An 18,478-nucleotide genomic window follows, 5' to 3' on the forward strand; every position below is an offset into this window, starting at 1 on the left:
GCGCAGGTGTCGGTCAGGAGTGAGGTAGTCGATCGCCGCTTTGGGGTCTCACCTCGTCGGCCGGCGCAGCTACGTCCAGTTCCGCGAGCAGCGTGCGCGCCGCTTCCGCCGAGGACCCCGGCGCGCGGGCGGTGATGAGGTCACCGTCGACGGTGAGGCTGGTGTCGTCGTCCAGTTCGGCGTCCCAGTCGCCGCCGACGGCTAAAACCCCCGGAAACGGCGGTTCTGGTCGCCGCTCCGTGGGCGGTCACCGAAGGACGACCAGCCAGTTGAACAGCATCAGGCCGGCGGTGACGACGCCGACGCGCTCCCAGGCGAACGACCCCAGGCCGATGAAGTCCAGCCCCCAGATGACGACCGAGCAGAACGCGAACGACAGCAGGAGGTTCAACACGAACAGCACCCGTGGGTCCCCTTGCGAGCGAGCCATCGTGTGCTTGTGACCTCCCACCGACTTAGCCGCACCGACTCCCTGGAAATAATGTCGAGTGAATATTTTTCCGGCTGACCGTTGGCCACACCCTTTTGCGCTCGGACCCCCTGCGTACTGGCGATGAGACTCAGGAATCGGGAGGGGACCGAGGTCGACCCGATCCCGTTTCTCGTGACGGGGAGTATCGCCTTCCTGCTGCTGTTCGCGTTCGCGCCGGGGTACCTGCTCAGTCTGGGGTTAACTGTCGAACGCGCGCTCGTTGTCACATCGGTGGCCTTCGGGACGACCCTGCTGGCCGCGTACCACCAGCTAGTATACGACGTCAACCCCATTCGCAGGGAGGAAATACCGGGACCGGTCCGGTTCCGTCGGCTGGTCTATCTCGTGGCCGTCGCCACCGCGGCGATGCTGCTGTTGCTGATTTCGGTCGTCGCGTGGTGAGCGCCAGTAGGTTCAATAGCTGGGGCGCCGAGCGCCCAACGATGCGCGAGACCGAGGTCAGGCGATTCGTCCCGGCGATGCCCACGGAACTCGAGCGGGCGCTCGACCCGGGGTCCGTCGTCGCCTACGAGGGGAGTTTCGACGTGTTCGACATCGAGGAACGATCGGGGACAACACTAGTGACAGCCGGTGCCCGAGGCCTCCGGATGACGCTCCGGTTCGACCCCCACGAGGACGGGTTCTACTACGAACAGGAGGGCGATGCGGGGCCGTTCGACGAGATGTGGACCACCCTGACGTGGGACCGGAAGGACGAGGGCGTCGTCGTGACCGCCCGTTCGGGTGTCAGTCTCGGACTGCCGTTCCCCGCTCTCAGCGACCGGGTCGCCGCCTGGAAGCGCCGGGGCGAACTCGACCGGCTGCTGGACCGCCTCGCCGACGACCTGGGCTGACCGGCCCGGCGGCCGGCCGTTCGATACACTCGGACGTGCTTTGCTCAACTTCGCCCGATCTGAGGCGACGCAAGACCGGCTGATCCACCGAATCTCCGATAGTGACTGTTGAACGGATCACGTCCGAGTGTAGATGTGGCCGGTGTGTGTGCGCCATCCCTGCCAATAGGCCACACGTTTTTACGTTCGTTCCCATTATCAGAACCCATGAGTGTCATTGACACGGTAAAGGAGATACTCGAAGCGTCCACGCAGAACCCGAACCGGGGCGACAGCGTCTCGGAGTCGAAGGGGGCCTACTGGTGTCACGACTGCCAGGAGCGTATCCTCGACGTCGACGTCGAAGGCGAGGATGCGCCTGACTGTCCGGCGTGCGACGACGAGATGACGTTCGAGCGGTCCGCCGGATCGACCGGCTGCGCGTGCTGAACGCGGCGGCTACCTGATAAGCGTCCGTGACGTGAGGGACACCCACATGACCGGCAACGACACCGACGACGGCGGGGCATCGGACACCGAACGCGGGGACAGCGACGACGACCGGGTCACCGGCATCTACGACCACGTCCCCGACGGGCAGGCGGACGGCCACGACCACGGGTCGTCCGGGGGCGGACACAGCCACGGCCACGGGGGCGCCGCCGACCCGGAGACATTGCACGGCCAGTTCCGGCAGTGGGTCGCGGAGTGGCTCCACGGTCTCTACCACGGGATGATCGAGCACCCGGCGTTCGAGAAGATCGAGAAGGAAGCCGAGGACATCGAGGACGTGTTTTTGTTCGCCTGCTTCTCGGACGCCTTCGGCATCCCAAGTCCGGTCTCGTACTACACGGTCGAACTCCTCCCGTACCTGCTGGAGGAGTTCGAGCAGTGGGAGCGCCGGATGTGGGACCGCGAATCGCTGCTCGAACGCAAGGGCCAGCAGTACCACTTCCACTGATGCACAAGTTCGTCTTCTTCGGCGGCAAGGGCGGGGTCGGCAAGACGACCGTCTCCAGCGCGTTCGCGCTGAAGTGTGCCCGCGCGGGCCAGCGGACGCTGGTCGTCTCGACGGACCCGGCCCACAGCACGTCCGACGTGTTCGACCAGCAGTTCGACGACCAGCCGCGGCCGGTCGATGGCCACGAGAACCTCCACGCGATGGAACTCGACCCCGCGGAGGAGGTCGAGGCCCACATGATGGAGATAAAGCGCCGTATGAGCGACCAGGTCAGCCCGGCCATCGTCAACGAAATCGATCGCCAGATAGAGCTGGCCCACCAGACCCCCGGTGCCTACGAGTCGGCCATGTTCGACCGGTTCATCGAGGTGATGCGGGAGTCGGACGACTTCGACCGTGTCATCTTCGATACCTCGCCGACCGGAGGAACGCTCCGGTTGCTGTCGCTGCCGGAGTTTCTCGACGACTGGATCGACCGCCTCATCGAGAAGCGGGCCAAGAGCATCGACCTGTTCGAGAAGGCTGCCATCGGCGAGAAGGAGGCCCGCCGCAAACTGGAGGAGGACCCGATCATCGCGCACCTCCAGCAGCGGCAGGCGAAGTTCGAGTTCGCCGGTCAGACCCTCCGGAACGACGCCGACTTCTACCTGGTGTTGAACCCGGACGAACTGTCCATCCGGGAGACTGACCGCACCATCGCCCAGTTGCGCGACTACGATCTCGGCGTCGACGGGCTCGTCCTCAACCGAGTGACGCCCGCACCTGACGACGACGAGGACGGCCGCGGCGCCCGCTACCTCCGGGACCGCGTCGAGACCGAGCGCGAGCGCATCCAGGTCATCCGGGAGGAGTTCGACGTGCCGCTCGTGGGGACCATCGAGACCCGGATCGAGGAGGTCAAGGGCGACCTGCTGGCCGACGTCGCCGACGAACTGGACATCGACGTGGCCGCCGAAGCGCCGGCCTGACAGCCGCTCACCCCCGACCGGGCCGGCGCCCGGCGCTCTTGCCCGTCGGGCCGCTCGCGGTTGTGACTGTGCCACACACCCGCGGGTAGTATTTTCCGCTTTTCGCTCGACTGTCAGACAATGCGTTCGAGTGCTGCCGATCGTCGTCGGCACCGAGTCGGTGTCGTCGCCGTGGCGCTCCTGGTGGTCCTGGCCGGTTGCGGAGGACCGAGCGGTGAGCGGACGCCGGAGACCATCACGGCCACTGCCGGCCAGGCGACCGTGAGCGACGTGGCGCTGTCCGCGACCGGGTTCAGCGAGCGGACCGTCCAGGAGCGACAGCTGTCTGACTCGGGCACCCTCGACGTCTCCGGTGACGTGGAAATGGAGGTCACCTACCGGATCGAGGCGACGACGAGCCGGGGCGTCTACGCCAGCGGGGAGGGATCGGTATTCGCGGCCTACAGCGTCCCGCTGGTCGAACCGGACGACGTGGCTGCGACGATCAACCCGCTCGGCGGTCGGTCGGTGTCCGATGTCGTGACCCACGCTCAGGACACCTACGGGGAGTTCGGCGACCTCGACCACGTCGAGAACACCACCGTCACGATGCTCGGCACCCAGACGACGCTTGGGAAGTACGCCACCGCGGCCAGCGGTCCTGACGGGAGCACCGAGGTGTTCGTCTACGTGGCGCAGGTCCAGCACGACGGTGACGTGGTCGTCGCGGTGGCGGTGTTGCCCCAAGCGAACGACGACGCCGAGGCCGTCCGGATGCTCGTCGGCGGTATCGAACGCTGAGCGCCGGCGGTCCCGTCGCTATCGCCTGGTTTCTTTCGGCCGACACGTTCGACCAACAGAAAGCAGTTATTGAAATTCATCTCTCTCGTTCGACCCATTCATCCCGAACTGATTCGCGCTCGGCACGGTTACTGGTTGATTACCCCGGTTCTAACGATTCTTTGTCGTGGCCTGCTTATATCATACTGATTATATTTACTGTAAGGTTTAAGTGACGGTTGTCACACCATACCACGCGGGGACCAACAACATGGTACAGGCAATTTGGCTGGTGCTTGGCGTTCTGGCGACGTTCAGTGTGGGGTACCTCGGGTACTCGAAGTACCTCGCACGCTTCGTCGAACTCGACGACGACCGCGAGACGCCGGCACACAAGTACGAAGACGGACAAGAGTACGTGCCGTCGAAAAAACCCGTACTCTTGGGGCATCACTATTCAAGTATCGCGGGCGGGGCACCCATCGTGGGTCCCATCACGGCGGCAATGTGGTGGGGCTGGGTTCCGGCGTTCCTCTGGATCGCCATCGGGAACCCGCTTTTCGGTAGCGTCCACGACTTCATGTCGCTATCGTCGAGCGTCCGCCACGAAGGCAAGTCGATCGGCTACATCATCGGCGAGTACGTTGGCGATCGCGGCAAGGACATGATACTGTGGTTCGCGTTCCTGACCATCATCCTCGTCATTGCGGTGTTCGGGCTGGTCATCGCGCTGGTGTTCCACACGTATCCCGAGTCTGCGACCGCGAGCTTCATCTTCATCGCCCTGGCGCTGGCGTTCGGCTGGTATCTGTATCAGCTCGATGGCCCGTTCCTGCCAGGTGCGGCGACGTTCATCGCAGGCATCTTCGCGGGCGTCTGGGTCGGCGTCCAGTACCCCGTCTCGATGGCGCCCATCCAGTACACGCGGGGCGGGACGCTCATCACCCTCCTCGGCGGGGCGCCGCTCCCGCCGGTCCTGGGCAGCGGCAACATCGCGATGTGGATCCCGGTGGTCATCGTGTACGCGATCGTCGCGAGCGTGCTGCCGGTCTGGGTGCTGCTCCAGCCGCGTGACTTCCTGACCTCCAGCGTCCTCTACACCGGCGTCGGGGGGACGTTGCTGGCGGTCATCGTCGGCACCATCCTCGGCACGTCCAGCCAGCCGCTGACGGTCAACCTGGAGGCGTTCCACGGCTTCTGGGGGAACCCGTCGTTCTCGGCGGTGCCGCTGTTCCCGCTGTTGTTCGTCACCATCGCGTGTGGCACCATCAGCGGGTTCCACTCGCTGGTCTCGTCGGGGACCACGGCAAAGCAGTTGGACAAAGAAACCGACGCCCGCCTCATCGGCTACGGCGGGATGCTCGGCGAGGGGCTGCTGGCGGCGACCGCGATGGTCACTGTCGCGGTGTACGCGCAGGCCCCGGCGGGCGGCGGCATCGGGCTGGCGTTGCCGAACTTCGCGACCGGCGGCGGCATCATCCTGACCAGCTTCGGCATCCCACAGGTCCTCGGCGCGACGTTCATGGGCCTGGTGCTCGTGAGCTTCCTGCTGACGAGCACGGACACGGCCATGCGACTCGGCCGCTACATGCTCGAGGAGATTATCGGCACGCCGGAGACCGCACTCGAGGAGTACGGCGCCAACCGCTACGTCAACGCGTTCGTCCAGGCCGTGCCGGCCTACGCTCTGGTCGCATCCGGGAGCTGGGCCGACCTGTGGCCGCTGTTCGGCGGCGCCAACCAGACCCTGGCGGCGCTGGCGCTGCTGGTCGCAACGGTCTGGCTCGCCAACTGGGACGACACCAAGCAGTTGCTGTCGACGGGGCTGCCGATGGCGTTCATGTTCGCCATCACCACGTCGGCGTTGCTGTACTTGGCGGTGTACCAGAACTTCTACCAGAAGTTCATACTGGGCCAGTGGGGCGACGGCGGCGTGACCGCCTACAAGATGGCGTCGACGTCCATCCAGATCGTCCTGGCGTTCGTCCTGGTCGGATTGGCGTTGTCGGTGCTCAAGATGGGCTACGACAACGTCACCGAGGCGCGCGAGAAGTTCTTCGACCGGGGCACGCCCGAATCGCCCACCGAACCGAGCGACGACTAAACCTGGAGCCGACGGGTGAGGAGGTCCCACCACGTGGGGTCTTTCTCCTCGATGGGCTCCCACAGGCGGAACGCCTCCTCGACGTGAGCGTTCCGGCTGGACACGATTTCTTCGCAGTCGGGTGCGACCACCAGCAGGCGCACCTCGTAGTGGCCGTAGTAGCCGCGTTTGAGCATCGTCCGGTCCCGAAAGTCTGCGACGAACTCGCGGACGTCGTCGGATATCTCCTCGGTCACCAGCGCGAAGATGAACTCCGTGCTGTGGTGTTCCTCGTCGGCCGCTATCCACTCGTCGGCGAGGTCGTGACCGAGTTCGACCACTCGTTCCAGGTCAGTCACCCGGACCCCGTCCTGGTGGCGGGCGAACACGTACTCGAACGTGTCGTGGTGGGCGAAGGAGAGCATCGGGTGCAGGAAGTGCTTCTGGTGGTGCATCTGCATCTCGCCGTAGAGGTCGAACGATTCGCCCTCCGTCCGGTACTCTTTCTCCAGGTCGTAGTTGAACATCAGGCGGTCGCTGACCCGGTCGAGATACTCGTCGTTCCAGTCGGGCACGTCGGGGTCCTCCTCGGCAGGTTCGAGGTTCTCGTAGGGGTCGTCGCTGGTGCTCATCCATCGCCCTCCTCGTACGCGTGGACGTCGTCGACCCGTGGGGCGCCGATAGCCAGTACCTCCGTGGTCCTGTCGGCGTCACCAGAAGCATCCGCTTCTGGTTGGCCCGCGGGAGCTTTGCTCCCGCGAACGTCCTCGGCGGCGCTCGCGTACTGGGGACTCCCCGGTTCGACGGCGAACACCTCGTCGGCGCCGACTTCGTATCGTTCTCCGGGTGTCTCCACGACCAGCGTTCCCGCGAGGACGTAGAACACCTCTTCTTGGTCGTCGTGGTAGTGGTACGCCAGTGGGATGGCCTCGCCCGGTTCCGCCTCGTAGCGGTTCACCGCCACGTTCTCCAGGCCGAGGGTCTCGCTGATTGCCCGCTGCACGCTCGGGCGGTCCGGTGTCGGGTCGACCGTGGCGGGGTCAACGTGATGGTAGCCCATACCTAGGGAAGATAGTTCCGACCCACAAATACCCTCGCCTGGCCACTCCCGGATGCGCTACTGGCTGATTCCCGCTGTTGCCGCCCGAAACGGTAAAGTTCCTGAACCACTACGGTCTATGTGAGATAATCCCATGGGAGGAAAAGATACCGAGGCCTGCGGCCGGTGTACCATGACCAGCGTCGTCGAGATGACCGACGAGGAGGGCGAGACGCGGGACCCGTTCGGCGACGACTGCATCGAAGTCGAGGAGTCGGCAATGCGGAAGGCCGCCTTCCCGGCTGTCTACCTCGGACGGCTGAAGACCCGCCTCGACGAGTTCGCGACCGCGGTCACGTACGGCCACAACCGATAATTCGCTTCGAGCGAGCTGCCCCTCTCTGGTGTGGGTAGCGGCCTCATTAGGCCTCGATTGTCCGCGTTCTTCTGACTGCGCCGTTCCGCAGCCTCGCGTCGCAACGTGGATCGGCTACCGATACTTATTCGACACGCGCGGACTTGGGGCGATCCGGCGGCGCCGACTGTCCTGTTGCTACATCCGGCCGGCGGGACGCGTCATCGCTGGACACCGCATGCGGCGGCGTTGCAGGACGAGTATCACGTCGTCGCCATCGATCTCCCCGCCCACGGCACGCATCCGGTCGCGAAGTTCAGTTTCGACCGGGCCGTCGAAGACGTCGGTGAGATCCTCGACGACGTGGGCTCGGCCGTCCTCGTGGGGCCTCACAGGGCGGGTACGTGGCGATGCACGCCGCCGCGGAACACGGGGAGCGCCTCGACGGACTGGTGCTCGCTGGCTCGGCGTACAACTGGCGCCGCCCGCGGATGCTCCTGCTGTCAGGGCTGTTCTTCGGGCTGTCTCTTTTGTTCGACGCGATTTCGCTCTCCGACCGGCTGAATGGGCGGGTCACCGACCGACTCAGCGGGGGCATCGACGAGCCGCTCCGAGCGCACGCGGCGGGACTCGCTGAGCGCGTCGGCGGGGAGCAGGCGTGCTACACCGGCGGGCATCAGGCGCCGATGGAGCAGACCGACGAGTTCGCTGGGCCCGTTCGCGAGTTCCTCGAGGGCGTCACCCGCGAGGCACAGCCGACGGCCGTCCGGGAGTAGCACAGCGCTGGGATCGCCGGGAGGTTAAATCCCGTCGGCGCCAAGAGCGCCTATGCGGGAACTCGTCTTCGCCCTCGAATACAACCCCGGCTGTAACCAGGTGGCAGACACGCTCGCTGCCCACCCGGGCGCCCGAATCCGCTCGCTCTCGTTGCACGCGACCGCCGAAAGTCTCTGGCGTGTCGACCACGCAACCGGGACGGCCGACGCGCTCGACGCGATCGAAGGCGCCGTTCTCAACAGCGACTACTACGCTGACTGCCTCGCGAGCGACGTCTGTGGCGCGACGCAGACGACCCGTGTCCTCGACCACACCGGCGACACGCTCGTCCTCTACTCCGACTGGGAACGGACGCCAACCTGCGAGTCCGTCCCCCACATTGCACGCGAGCATCTCGGTGATGGCGTGCTGTTCGAGACCCGCCACGAGGGACGCCACTACACGTGGCGAATCATCCACTCCGGAGCGGGTGATGTCGCCGGATTCTTCGACGATCTCGACGCGGCGGTCGGCGACTGTGCCGAACGGGAGATGCTCCGTACCGTGGATACCTCGGCGGCGACCGGCGACGGGGACGGCAAGCGGGTCGAACTGGCCCCCGAGCAGGAAGCCGCGCTCCGTGCTGCCGTCGAACACGGCTACTACGAATCGCCGCGCGAGGTCGATGTTGGCGAACTCGCAGCCCATCTCGACGTGCCGCGGTCGACGCTCACGTACCGACTCCGGCGGGCCGAGGAACAGCTCGCAAAACGTCACGTCACCGGTGAAGGCGTCCTGGAGCGACCACTTCAGCTCTGATGCCCGCTCGCGGTTGGAATATTCCAACCAAAGCTTATCGAGGTGCCACCCGTCTCTCGAGACAATGACAGACGGATCGAACGCCCCAGAGCCGCCGAGCGTCGACGGCCGACGACAGGAGCTGACGGGTCATCTCACAGTCCCCGAGATGGACTGTCCATCCTGTGCGAAAAAGGTCGATAAGAGCCTCCAGCGCGTCGACGGTGTGACTGACGTGACCCTTCAGCCAACGACCGGGACGGTCACGGTGACGTACGACGCCGGCAGCGTCACCGAGGCCGACGTCGTCGCGGCTATCGAGAACGCGGGCTACGAGGTGGTCGACCGCGGGACTGACGCTGATGAGTCCCCGGCCGGCGAAGCGGAGATCGCACCGCCGTCCGAGGTCTGGACGAGTTCTCGAGCGATCAAGACGTGGATCGGCGCAGTGTTCGTGGTCCTGGGCCTCCTCTTCAACTTCATCCTCACGGGACAGAACCCAGCAGTTGCGAGCGTTCTCGGGTATCCGCTTTACCTCGCGGACGGACTGTTCCTCGTCGCGATCATCACCAGCGGCTCCCCCGTCGTCCGCGGCGGCTACTACTCCGCGAAGAATCTGAGCCTCGATATCGACCTCCTGATGGGGACGGCGATCATCGCCGCCACCGGGATCGGCTACTTCGTCGAAGCGGCGACGCTGGCGGTCCTGTTCAGCATCGCGGAGCTCCTCGAAGACTACGCGATGGACAGAGCGCGGGACTCCCTGCGCGAACTGATGGAGCTGTCGCCGGACGAGGCGACCGTCCGCCGCGACGCCGGATCGTCGGAGACGCCTCGAGCAGACGGCGAATCCGTCGACGGGGACGAACTGACAGTCCCCGCCGACACGGTCGACGTCGGCGAGACCGTCATCGTCCGCCCCGGCGAGAAGATCCCGCTGGACGGAACGGTGGTCGAGGGCGGGAGCGCGGTCGACGAGTCGCCGATTACGGGCGAAAGCGTGCCCGTCGACAAGGGTGTCGGCGACGAGGTGTACGCCGGCAGCATCAACCAGGAGGGGTACTTCGAGTTCGAGGTCGACGCGACCGCCTCGGAGTCGACACTCTCACAGATCATCGAGATGGTGCAGGGCGCACAGGAGCAGAAAACCGAGAAGGAGCAGTTCGTCGACCGCTTTGCCGGCTACTACACCCCGACGATCGTCGTCCTGGCGATTCTGACGGCTGCGCTCCCGCCGCTGTTCATCAGTGGCGGTGCACCCGTCACGGTCGCGGGCGTCTCCCACACGTTCACCGGGAGTTGGCAGACGTGGTTCATCCGTGGGCTCACGCTGCTGGTCATCGCGTGCCCCTGTGCATTCGTCATCTCGACGCCCGTTTCCGTCGTCTCGGGCATCACGAGCGCCGCGAAGAACGGCGTCCTGATCAAGGGCGGGAACCACTTCGAAGCGATGGGCGAGGTCGACGCCGTCGCCGTCGATAAAACGGGGACGCTCACCAAGGGCGAACTCGCGGTTACTGACGTCCTGCCGTTCGGTGGCGCGACCGAGAACGAGGTACTACGGGACGCGGCAGCGCTGGAACAGCGGAGCGAACACCCAATCGCCCAGGCAATCCTCGACCGTGCCGCAGCGGCGGAACTCGAGAGCGTGCAGACCGTCGGCGAGTTCGAGAGTCTCACCGGGAAAGGGATTCGCGCCGAGATTGCTGGTGAGACGTACTACGTCGGCAAGCCGACGCTCTTCGAGGAACTGGGCTTCGACCTGTCTCACGCCCACCTCCGTCCCGACGGCGGAACGGCCGCCGAGGTGGCCCGCGACCAGTGCGAGCGGGAGGACTGTGCCGACCTCGAGAGCGGCGCCATCTCGCGGTTCGAGGAGGAGGGCAAGACCGTCGTTCTCGTCGGCACCGCCACCGAACTGCTCGGCATCCTCGCCATCGCTGACGAGCTGCGGCCGGCGGCATCGCGGGCGGTCGAGCGACTGCACGACCTTGGCGTCGAACACGTCGTGATGCTTACCGGGGACAACGAGGGGACGGCCCGGGCGATCGCGCAGCAGGTCGGCGTGGACGAGTACCGCGCCGAACTCCTGCCGGGCGAGAAGGTCGACGCCGTCGAGTCGGTGCAAGCGGAGTACGGGGACGTGGCGATGGTCGGTGACGGCATCAACGACGCGCCCGCGCTGGCGATCGCCGATGTCGGAATCGCGATGGGTGCGGCGGGAACGGACACGGCGCTGGAAACCGCAGACATCGCGTTGATGGGCGACGAAATCGGCAAGCTCCCGTATCTGTACGCGCTGTCCCACACCGCAAACGGCGTCATCCGGCAGAACATCTGGGGGAGTCTCGGCGTGAAGGCACTGCTCGCACTCGGCGTCCCGTTTGGACTGGTAAACGTCGCTATGGCGGTTGTGGTCGGCGATATGGGGATGAGCCTCGGCGTGACCGGCAACGCGATGCGGTTGTCGCGAGTGAAGCCCGACCGGTTCTTCGACGTCTGACCACCACGTCGTTCCCACACGCGGATTCTCACGAAACGTTCGTACGTTCCGGAGCAGCCCGCTCACACCGTCGCAGAACGTCAGATCGACGGCGACCCTATCCGATGTGCCTTTCCGGTTTGAACCCCTCCCGTAGTGTATGAACGCTGATTCGCCACCGTCTCGCGACGGAAGATGTCACGCAACTTTGGGTGGTACCGATGGCAGGTAAAGACGAGTACTACAACAAAGCCAAGCAGCAAGGGTACCGCGCCCGTTCGGCGTACAAGCTGAAACAGCTGGACGAGACGGCGAACATCTTCGAGGAGGGCGACACGGTCGTCGACCTCGGCGCCGCCCCCGGCGGGTGGCTGCAGGTCGCCGCCGAGAAAGTCGGTTCGCAGGGGAAAGTCGTCGGCGTCGACTTCCAGCGCATCGACGACCTGGCGGACCACCACCAGGTTTCGACGATGCGAGGCGACATGACCGAGGAGCAGACCCGGGACCGCCTGCGACGCGAACTCGGCGCCGAGGAGGGCGAGGGCGTCGTCGACGTCGTCATCTCGGACATGGCGCCGAACATGACCGGCGAGTACGAGCTCGACCACGCCCGGTCGGTCCATCTCGCCCGGACGGCGTTCGAGACGGCCGAGAACTACCTCGAACCCGGCGGTGACTTCGTCGTGAAGGTGTTCGAGGGCCGGGACCTGGACGACCTGCGCGAGGACCTCGAGGAGTCGTTCCAGTACGTCCGCATCGTCGCACCGCCGGCCTCGCGGGACTCCTCGAGCGAGGTGTACCTCATCGGCAAAGGCCACACCACCGCGCCAATCTCCAAGGGCGACCGGTTCACCGTCGAAATCACCGATACGGGGAGCGAGGGCGACGGTATCGCCAAGGTCGACGAGTTCACCCTGTTCGTCGCCGGCGCCGAGGAGGGCGAGGAGATCGAGGTCTCCGTCACCGACGTGAAGCCCACCTTCGGCTTCGCCGAGCGGGTCGACTGACTCGCTTCGCGGTCGACGCTTCTGCGGCCACGCAACTCGAGATCCAGGCGTGGGTCTGTATCGACCCGAACAGCAGTGCAAGCACGCCGTTCTCGACGAGCAGCACGCTCTCGGGGTTTGCCGGCGGTGCCGTCCGGACCCAGACCGCGAGCAGACCGAACAGCGCCGTCAGGACGAGGTTGTACTTCGCCAGGACGTCCCAGATCTCCTGGTCGAGATCGACAATCGCGTCGCTTCCCATACTCGCAGCTTTCACCGAGCGATACGGAAAGCAGCGGTCTGTCTACTCCACGAACAGCCGCCGCTCGGTCGCTTCCCGCGATCGGGCGGCTCGCACGACGGCGTAGACGAAGGGCGTGTCGAGCACCGCGACGCCGAGTTTGAACACGTACTGGCCGACGATGAGTGCGAGGATGCTCGGGCCCTGCGAGGCCAGAAGCGGGAGGCCGAGCTCCGTCCCGATGCCGAGCGCCGGCAGGACGAAGAAGGCGGTCCCGACGAAGATGACCGTGTCCAGTAGCTGACTCGACGCCGTCGAGCCGAGGTTGCGGGCCCAGAGCATCGCGCCGTCAGTGTACTCCCGGATGCGGTGGAAGACGATGACGTCCCAGTTCTGGGAAACGATGTACGCCAGCAGGCTGCCGGCGACGATGTTGGTGCTGGCGCCGAGCACCGTCGCGAACGTCGACGCGAACTCGGGGTCAGCGGCGGGGGCGGCGATGGTCGACTGGACCAGCGCAAGCACGACGAAGTTCATCGCGAACGCGACGTTGACCAGTTCCTGGGCCGCCCGGCGGCCGTAGAGTTCGGCGTAACAGTCCGAGGCAAAGAAGGTTAGCGCGTAAGCCAGCGCCGCACCCGGAAGGACGAGCGCCGAGCCCGCGGACGGCAGCGAGAACGGCAGGCCGAACGCGAGTAGCTTCGCAGCGGTCAGCTGTGCGGTCACCAGCGCGGTGACGAAGAGCGCGGCGAGCAGCAGCCGGTCGACCGGTAACGGACGGCGCTCGGCACTCATTCGTCGCCGCCCTCGTCGAGGCGGCCGTGACGCTGGTCGATCTCGTCGAGCGTGTCCAGCGTCTTCCGGATCGAGGCCCGGATGGCGTCGCTTCGGTTCACGAACTTCCCGTCATCGCCGACGTGTTCATCGAGGTCTGCGAGTAGTTCATCGGGGATCTCGACGGAAACCTTGGCCATACGCCGAATTCGAGCCGACGGAGTTACAGTTTCCGTTTGCGCTACTTGCCGGGGAGATTCGGCTCGTCGCTTTTTTGCGTGACGATGGGTCTGGCGAGATTGCGCCGGCCGCCGAGAGTGAACAGGTAGAGCAGCCCGAGGCCGGTTCCGTAGGCCACCATCAGCGGCACCGTCACGAGGAACATCGTGATGACGTCCGCTGGCGTGAACAGCGCCGCAAACAGCAGGATGCCGACCATCACCTCCCGCCAGCGCGAGCGCATCGCGCCGTAGGAGACGCCGGCCGTGTTCAGCAGCACCATCAACACGGGGACGTCTGCAAGCAGCCCGATACCGGCGGTGGTGAAGAAGATGAGCCAGAAGAAATCGGTGATGCGGTAGCTGATGGTCATATTCGCCGCCAGCGCGTCCTCGACGAGGAAGGAGATGACCGTCGGCGCAACGAAGAGGTAGCCGAAGACCAGCCCCCCGAGCAGCCCGGCGAGCAGCAGGCCGGCCCAGCCGAAGATGACCTCCCGGCGCCCGCGGACGAACCCTTTGTCACGAAGTGCTGGCCATGCGTAGTAGGCAATCATCGGCAGGACGACCAGTCCGGCGACCAGGGCGGAGAACTTCACCTCGAACACCAGCGCCTCGACGGGGTGGAGCGCGATGACTTTCGCTGCCTCGCCGGCGGTCTGGCCCGGCTTGAGCACCTCGTTTGGTACTCGGCGGAGGAAGCCCGCGTAGACGTCGCCGATGCCGCCGGTGTAGAGCCACGCGAACGTGCTTGCGAGCACGACCATGAACACGCCGACGATGTAGAACGCCCCGGAGGTGATGGCGTCGAAGATGAACCGGATATCCCGGTAGTAGCCGCCGATATCGTCCTCGTCGGTCTCGCCGTCGGTGAGCTCTTCCAGGAACGTGCTGCCGGCGCGCTGGCTCCGGTCGCCGACGCTGCCGGGCGCCGATTCGTCGGCCTCGCCGCCTTCGTCCGCGAGGTGGGCGTTCGCCTGCGCATCGTCGAACCGGTCGAAGAGGACCCGGGCGCGGTGTTCGTCGCCGGCTTCGAGCGCCTGGTTCGCGAGGAAGTTCGCTTCCGGTTCACTCATCTCCGCGAACAACGCGGGCGGTGCCCGCTCGATTTCCTCGGCCGAGAGCGTGCTCACGTCGACGGCGGTCGGGTCGGTGCCCGCGAAGTAGCTCGCGAGCAGGTAGTAGATACCGACCAGCAGGCCGAGTACGAGCAGCGTGCCCCCGGCGACGACGCCGATGGCTGGGGTGGTTCCGAGCCCGGTCGCCGGGACCGAGAGGGTGAGCCCTCCCCGCGAGAGCAGCGACTCGACGGCGTCCGGGTAGGCGACCAGCGCGTAGCCGATGCCGAACAGCAGGACGCCGATGCCGGCCAGCAGATTCCACAGCGCGCTCGCGCGGGCCTGCCAGTCGACCCACTCACGACCGCGGCGGATGGCGCCGAACAGCGAGACAGGGGTGAACAGCGGCTCCGTCTCGTGGGTCGGCGGTTCGGGGGCGTCCGGGTCGGGTTCGTGTGCTTCGTCGAACCGGTCGAGGATGGCCTGGGCCTTCGCGTGATGCCCGTTGTTGATGGCAGTATCGGCCGCTTCGAGCGCTTCGGGCTCGGTCATGGCGGCGAAGGACTCGCTCGGTGCCGCGCGCACACCCGCCTCGTCGAGCTGTTCGAGATCGATGCCGGTGGGGTCGCCCATCTCGGTGTCGGCGTCGGGGCCGACCAGCGCTTCGAGCTCTTTGTAGGCGGCGTAAAGCAGTCCGCCGACTGCGAGTACCAGGCCGAGCAGGATGCCGGCGACGATGGTCTCAGTGTCGCCGAGCACGGGGACGCGATAGCTACTGCCGGCCGCCGTGAGAGCGCTGTTGGCCGCGCCGTGGCCGCCAGCGCGGGAGAACGCCCATAGCAGCGCGACCCCGCCGACGAACAGCGCCGCCAGGAAGTTCCAGTTGCGTGCGGCGACGCCGGTGGCGCTCAGTCGCTCGCTTCCGCGACGCATCGTGACGGCGAACTTCGCGAGATAGAGACTGAAGCCGTAGAGGACGAGCAGCGGCGCGGCCCACATCACCTGGGTGAACGGGTCCGGCGGCGAGAAGAAGGCGCCGAAGACGAAGATCGCGACGACGGCGTAGCGCCACTGCTCCCGGAACGTCTCGTAGGGGACGATCCCGGCGTAGGAGAGCGCGGTGATAGCCAGTGGCATCTGGGCGGCGAGCCCGAACGACACGGTGAGCAGGAAGATAAACTCCGTCCACTTCACGATGGACCAGTGGGGTGCGAACCCAGCCGCGAGCGCGTTGCCCGCGAGGAACTCGAACATGATGGGGAAAAAGAGCAGGTAGCCGTAGGCCATCCCGCCCATGAACAGCACGCCGGACATCAGCAGGATGCCCACGAGCTTCCAGATCGGGACCGGACTCTGGGGCCACATATCCCGCTCCCGCAGGGCGTCCCGCGAGAAGTAGATCAGTGGCGGGATGCCGATGATGATACCGGCGACGAGGGCGATTTTGGCCTGTAGCAGGATGACGTCGAAGGGTGTCTGGGCGATGATATCGAACTGGTCGCCCAGCGAGACGCTCATCCGCTGGATCGTGACGTCACGGAGGTAATCCCAGATCCACAGTCGGAGGGCGTAGAACGTCCCGAGGAAGCCGATGAGGAAGACGATGAAAACCTTCTGGAGGTCTTTCTGGGCCGACCGCAGCATGGCGGCAGCCGTCTCTCGACCGTCGGCGAGCGCGCGTTGGGTATCGTCGTCGAGCGCGCTGGACATGCCCGAAGAGTGCCCCCAGCCAGTTATCAACCTTTTCACCTCCCCTCGGGCGCATCGGAAAAGGCCTATAAGAACGGACGGTCGATGACGACTCATGTCCGAGGATTCGGAGCGCGATGAAGGCGATGAGAAGTCGCCTGATTCGCCGGCCTCCGAGTCCGACTCGTCCGCCGATTCCCCGGCTGACTCGCCAGCCGAGGAGACGGACGACAACGCGCCTGCGGAGGAGTCGACCGACGAGTCGGCCAGTAATGCAGCGGGAGACGAGCCATCCGAAGAGCCACAGGAACGCGACGAGGCAGGGAATGATGACGAGGACGGCGAGGATGCGGAGAGTGACGACACAGACGGCGAGGATGCAGAGAGTGCCGACACAGACGGCGAGGATGCGGAAGACGATGATGCAGAGCAAGGAGACACGGAAGACGAGGTCGACGGGGCGGATGACGATGCAGAACGCGATGATGCCGACGAGTCGGTCACGACCGATTCGGAATCGGACGCTGATACCGAACCCGTCCCGGAACCGGACCTGAGTGCGGAGGAGACGGCGGCGTCGGACAGCGAGGACTCCGACGGAGAGCCGACGGACGACTCCGGCGAGGAGACGTACATCGAGGAGTTCACCGTCCCGGACATGGCGACGGGCGCCGACACAGACGACGAGGAGCGAGATATCGAACTCACCGACGAGGCCGAGGTCGATGCGGGGGTCGAGACCGCAGAGGAGTCCGACCAGACACTGCCAGAGAACGAGGATGGCGTCGGCGTCGACGTGCCCCAGCAGACCCTGGAGGGTGAAGACGAGGAGGGCGACCTGTTCGGGAGCGGTCCCGAGTCCGATCAGGAGATGCCCCTCGCCGACCACATCGAGGAGATGATGCGGCGGCTCTCGGTGGTGTTTCTCGTCGCCGGGGCCGTGGCGCTGACGTTATTGGGACTCGGCCAGGCGTTCGAACCGCTGCCGACGGCCGTGGAGCTCATCGACGCGCTCTGGGACAACGCGATTCCGGGAGCGCCCGAACTCGACGACCGGCGTCCACGACTCTACGGCCCGCTGGAGCTGATTCTCACCAAGCTGAAGGTGACCGCGCTGGCTGGGCTGCTCATCGGCCTTCCCGTGTTCGTCTACGAGACGTATCTGTTCATGCGGCCGGGGCTCTACCGCCACGAGCGGCGCTACTACCTCGCGGCGGTCCCGACGAGTCTGGTGCTCGGGACCATCGGGATGTCGTTCGCCCACTTCGTCATCATCCCGGCGATCATGGACTACTTCACCCTCTACACGCAGGAGAACATCGCCTCCGTCGCGTACGGGCTGGCGGAGACGTTCAACCTCATCCTCATTCTGATGGGGTATATGGCGGTGGTGTTCCAGATTCCGCTGTTCATCATGCTGGCCATCATGATGGGTCTGACAACCCGGCTCTGGCTGGAGGACAAGCGCCTACTGTTCTGGGGTGGGTTCCTCACCGTCGCGTTCATCGTCAACCCCGACCCGACCGGGATGACCCCGTTCATCATCGCGGCGACGATGATCGTCCTCTACGAGGGGACGCTGGCGTTGCTGCGCTGGACGGGGAACTGAGCTGGATTCGTTCCGGGGGTCCAGCGAGATGGCGACTCATGCGGGCGGATCCCAGTAACTTACTCGGGAAATTAGTTTCTCCGCGGCGACGGCGAACAGCATCTCTCTCCCCCGGCAGCGAACAGCCTTACCGCGACGACAGCAAACAGCACTCCGAAGCTTGGACACTGGGACCGCACCGCTTCCCGCCCTGATAGTGAGTACTGCGAGTCTGTCCCGCCGTGACCATCCGTGTCGGTGATGGGAGCCCCTGAACCGGCGGCGTTCGACACCGTCGATGACACTATTCGCAGTAATCACTATGAGGCCACAGACGCTCTCGCGCTTCGCGCTACCGCTGCCGCGGTGCAGTAGTGGACGGAAGCGTCGCGCTCGCCGTCGCCGCGAGGCGTGTGCG

At 65.6% G+C, this 18,478-nt stretch carries 21 protein-coding genes and 1 pseudogene; 13 read left to right on the forward strand and 9 right to left on the reverse strand.

Annotation, left to right across the window (positions count from 1 at the left end):
* Window positions 1-13 precede the first annotated feature (13 nt).
* Window positions 14-208: pseudogene (locus V5A38_RS03810) on the reverse strand (hypothetical protein); the annotation flags it as partial.
* 39 nt (window positions 209-247) lie between these two features.
* Window positions 248-430, reverse strand: a complete 183-nt coding sequence (locus V5A38_RS03815) for a hypothetical protein (protein ID WP_332324423.1) — start codon at window positions 428-430, stop codon at window positions 248-250.
* A gap of 123 nt (window positions 431-553) precedes the next feature.
* On the opposite strand from V5A38_RS03815, the gene V5A38_RS03820 reads away from it, so the two are divergent.
* From V5A38_RS03820 to V5A38_RS03850, 7 genes are all read left to right on the forward strand, one after another.
* Window positions 554-874, forward strand: a complete 321-nt coding sequence (locus V5A38_RS03820) for a hypothetical protein (RefSeq protein WP_332324424.1) — start codon at window positions 554-556, stop codon at window positions 872-874.
* Between the two features lie 41 nt (window positions 875-915).
* Window positions 916-1,326, forward strand: coding sequence for an SRPBCC family protein (locus V5A38_RS03825; protein WP_332324425.1), 411 nt, complete (start codon window positions 916-918; stop codon window positions 1,324-1,326).
* A 207-nt stretch (window positions 1,327-1,533) separates the two neighbouring features.
* Window positions 1,534-1,755, forward strand: coding sequence for a hypothetical protein (locus V5A38_RS03830; protein ID WP_332324426.1), 222 nt, complete (start codon window positions 1,534-1,536; stop codon window positions 1,753-1,755).
* Window positions 1,756-1,981: 226 nt separating this feature from the next.
* On the forward strand, window positions 1,982-2,266 hold the full coding sequence (locus V5A38_RS03835; RefSeq protein ID WP_332324465.1) for a hypothetical protein: 285 nt from the start codon (window positions 1,982-1,984) through the stop codon (window positions 2,264-2,266).
* The gene (locus V5A38_RS03840) at window positions 2,266-3,234 is read left to right on the forward strand and encodes an ArsA family ATPase (protein WP_332324427.1); all 969 of its coding nucleotides are present in this window, start codon (window positions 2,266-2,268) and stop codon (window positions 3,232-3,234) included. Before V5A38_RS03835 ends, V5A38_RS03840 begins: the two co-directional genes overlap by 1 nt.
* A 120-nt stretch (window positions 3,235-3,354) precedes the next feature.
* Window positions 3,355-4,014 (forward strand): DUF6517 family protein, encoded by a 660-nt coding sequence (locus V5A38_RS03845; RefSeq protein WP_332324428.1) that lies wholly within the window; start codon window positions 3,355-3,357, stop codon window positions 4,012-4,014.
* 250 nt (window positions 4,015-4,264) lie between these two features.
* Entirely contained in the window at window positions 4,265-6,097 is a 1,833-nt protein-coding gene (locus tag V5A38_RS03850; RefSeq protein ID WP_332324429.1) for a carbon starvation protein A, read from the forward strand.
* Here V5A38_RS03850 and V5A38_RS03855 read toward each other — a convergent pair.
* Together V5A38_RS03855 and V5A38_RS03860 are read right to left on the reverse strand one after the other, a co-directional pair.
* A complete protein-coding gene (locus V5A38_RS03855; protein ID WP_332324430.1) occupies window positions 6,094-6,708 on the reverse strand; it encodes a hypothetical protein in 615 nt (204 codons plus the stop codon). The genes V5A38_RS03850 and V5A38_RS03855 overlap by 4 nt on opposite strands.
* Entirely contained in the window at window positions 6,705-7,136 is a 432-nt protein-coding gene (locus V5A38_RS03860; protein WP_332324431.1) for a cupin domain-containing protein, read from the reverse strand. Before V5A38_RS03860 ends, V5A38_RS03855 begins: the two co-directional genes overlap by 4 nt.
* Window positions 7,137-7,308: 172 nt before the next feature.
* Here V5A38_RS03860 and V5A38_RS03865 point away from each other — a divergent pair, with 172 nt between their 5' ends.
* Window positions 7,309-7,491: a hypothetical protein gene (locus tag V5A38_RS03865; RefSeq protein ID WP_332324432.1), complete on the forward strand. Its 183-nt coding sequence runs from the start codon at window positions 7,309-7,311 to the stop codon at window positions 7,489-7,491.
* Window positions 7,492-7,668: 177 nt separating this feature from the next.
* On the opposite strand, the gene V5A38_RS03870 is transcribed toward V5A38_RS03865, so the two are convergent.
* Window positions 7,669-7,863, reverse strand: a complete 195-nt coding sequence (locus V5A38_RS03870; RefSeq protein ID WP_332324433.1) for a hypothetical protein — start codon at window positions 7,861-7,863, stop codon at window positions 7,669-7,671.
* A gap of 17 nt (window positions 7,864-7,880) precedes the next feature.
* Between V5A38_RS03870 and V5A38_RS03875 the strand changes: the two genes are divergently transcribed.
* From V5A38_RS03875 to V5A38_RS03890, 4 genes are all read left to right on the forward strand, one after another.
* The gene (locus tag V5A38_RS03875; protein ID WP_332324434.1) at window positions 7,881-8,246 is read left to right on the forward strand and encodes a hypothetical protein; all 366 of its coding nucleotides are present in this window, start codon (window positions 7,881-7,883) and stop codon (window positions 8,244-8,246) included.
* A 52-nt stretch (window positions 8,247-8,298) separates the two neighbouring features.
* Entirely contained in the window at window positions 8,299-9,045 is a 747-nt protein-coding gene (locus V5A38_RS03880; RefSeq protein WP_332324435.1) for a helix-turn-helix domain-containing protein, read from the forward strand.
* A 64-nt stretch (window positions 9,046-9,109) separates the two neighbouring features.
* The gene (locus V5A38_RS03885) at window positions 9,110-11,527 is read left to right on the forward strand and encodes a cation-translocating P-type ATPase (protein WP_332324436.1); all 2,418 of its coding nucleotides are present in this window, start codon (window positions 9,110-9,112) and stop codon (window positions 11,525-11,527) included.
* Between the two features lie 200 nt (window positions 11,528-11,727).
* Window positions 11,728-12,513: an SAM-dependent methyltransferase gene (locus tag V5A38_RS03890; RefSeq protein ID WP_332324437.1), complete on the forward strand. Its 786-nt coding sequence runs from the start codon at window positions 11,728-11,730 to the stop codon at window positions 12,511-12,513.
* Here the strand turns inward: V5A38_RS03890 and V5A38_RS03895 are convergent.
* From V5A38_RS03895 to V5A38_RS03910, 4 genes are read right to left on the reverse strand one after another with little or no spacing between them, the layout of a single operon-like run.
* The gene (locus V5A38_RS03895) at window positions 12,467-12,754 is read right to left on the reverse strand and encodes a hypothetical protein (RefSeq protein ID WP_332324438.1); all 288 of its coding nucleotides are present in this window, start codon (window positions 12,752-12,754) and stop codon (window positions 12,467-12,469) included. The two genes, V5A38_RS03890 and V5A38_RS03895, sit on opposite strands and share 47 nt — an antisense overlap.
* Before the next feature lie 42 nt (window positions 12,755-12,796).
* Entirely contained in the window at window positions 12,797-13,528 is a 732-nt protein-coding gene (locus tag V5A38_RS03900) for a queuosine precursor transporter (protein WP_332324439.1), read from the reverse strand.
* On the reverse strand, window positions 13,525-13,707 hold the full coding sequence (locus V5A38_RS03905; RefSeq protein WP_332324440.1) for a type II toxin-antitoxin system ParD family antitoxin: 183 nt from the start codon (window positions 13,705-13,707) through the stop codon (window positions 13,525-13,527). Before V5A38_RS03905 ends, V5A38_RS03900 begins: the two co-directional genes overlap by 4 nt.
* 41 nt (window positions 13,708-13,748) lie before the next feature.
* Window positions 13,749-16,493, reverse strand: coding sequence for a twin-arginine translocase subunit TatC (locus V5A38_RS03910; protein ID WP_332324441.1), 2,745 nt, complete (start codon window positions 16,491-16,493; stop codon window positions 13,749-13,751).
* Window positions 16,494-16,587: 94 nt separating this feature from the next.
* On the opposite strand from V5A38_RS03910, the gene V5A38_RS03915 reads away from it, so the two are divergent.
* A complete protein-coding gene (locus V5A38_RS03915) occupies window positions 16,588-18,081 on the forward strand; it encodes a twin-arginine translocase subunit TatC (protein WP_332324442.1) in 1,494 nt (497 codons plus the stop codon).
* The last annotated feature ends 397 nt before the right edge of the window (window positions 18,082-18,478 follow it).

This window comes from Halolamina sp. (assembly GCF_036626355.1).
Taxonomy (GTDB): domain Archaea; phylum Halobacteriota; class Halobacteria; order Halobacteriales; family Haloferacaceae; genus Halolamina.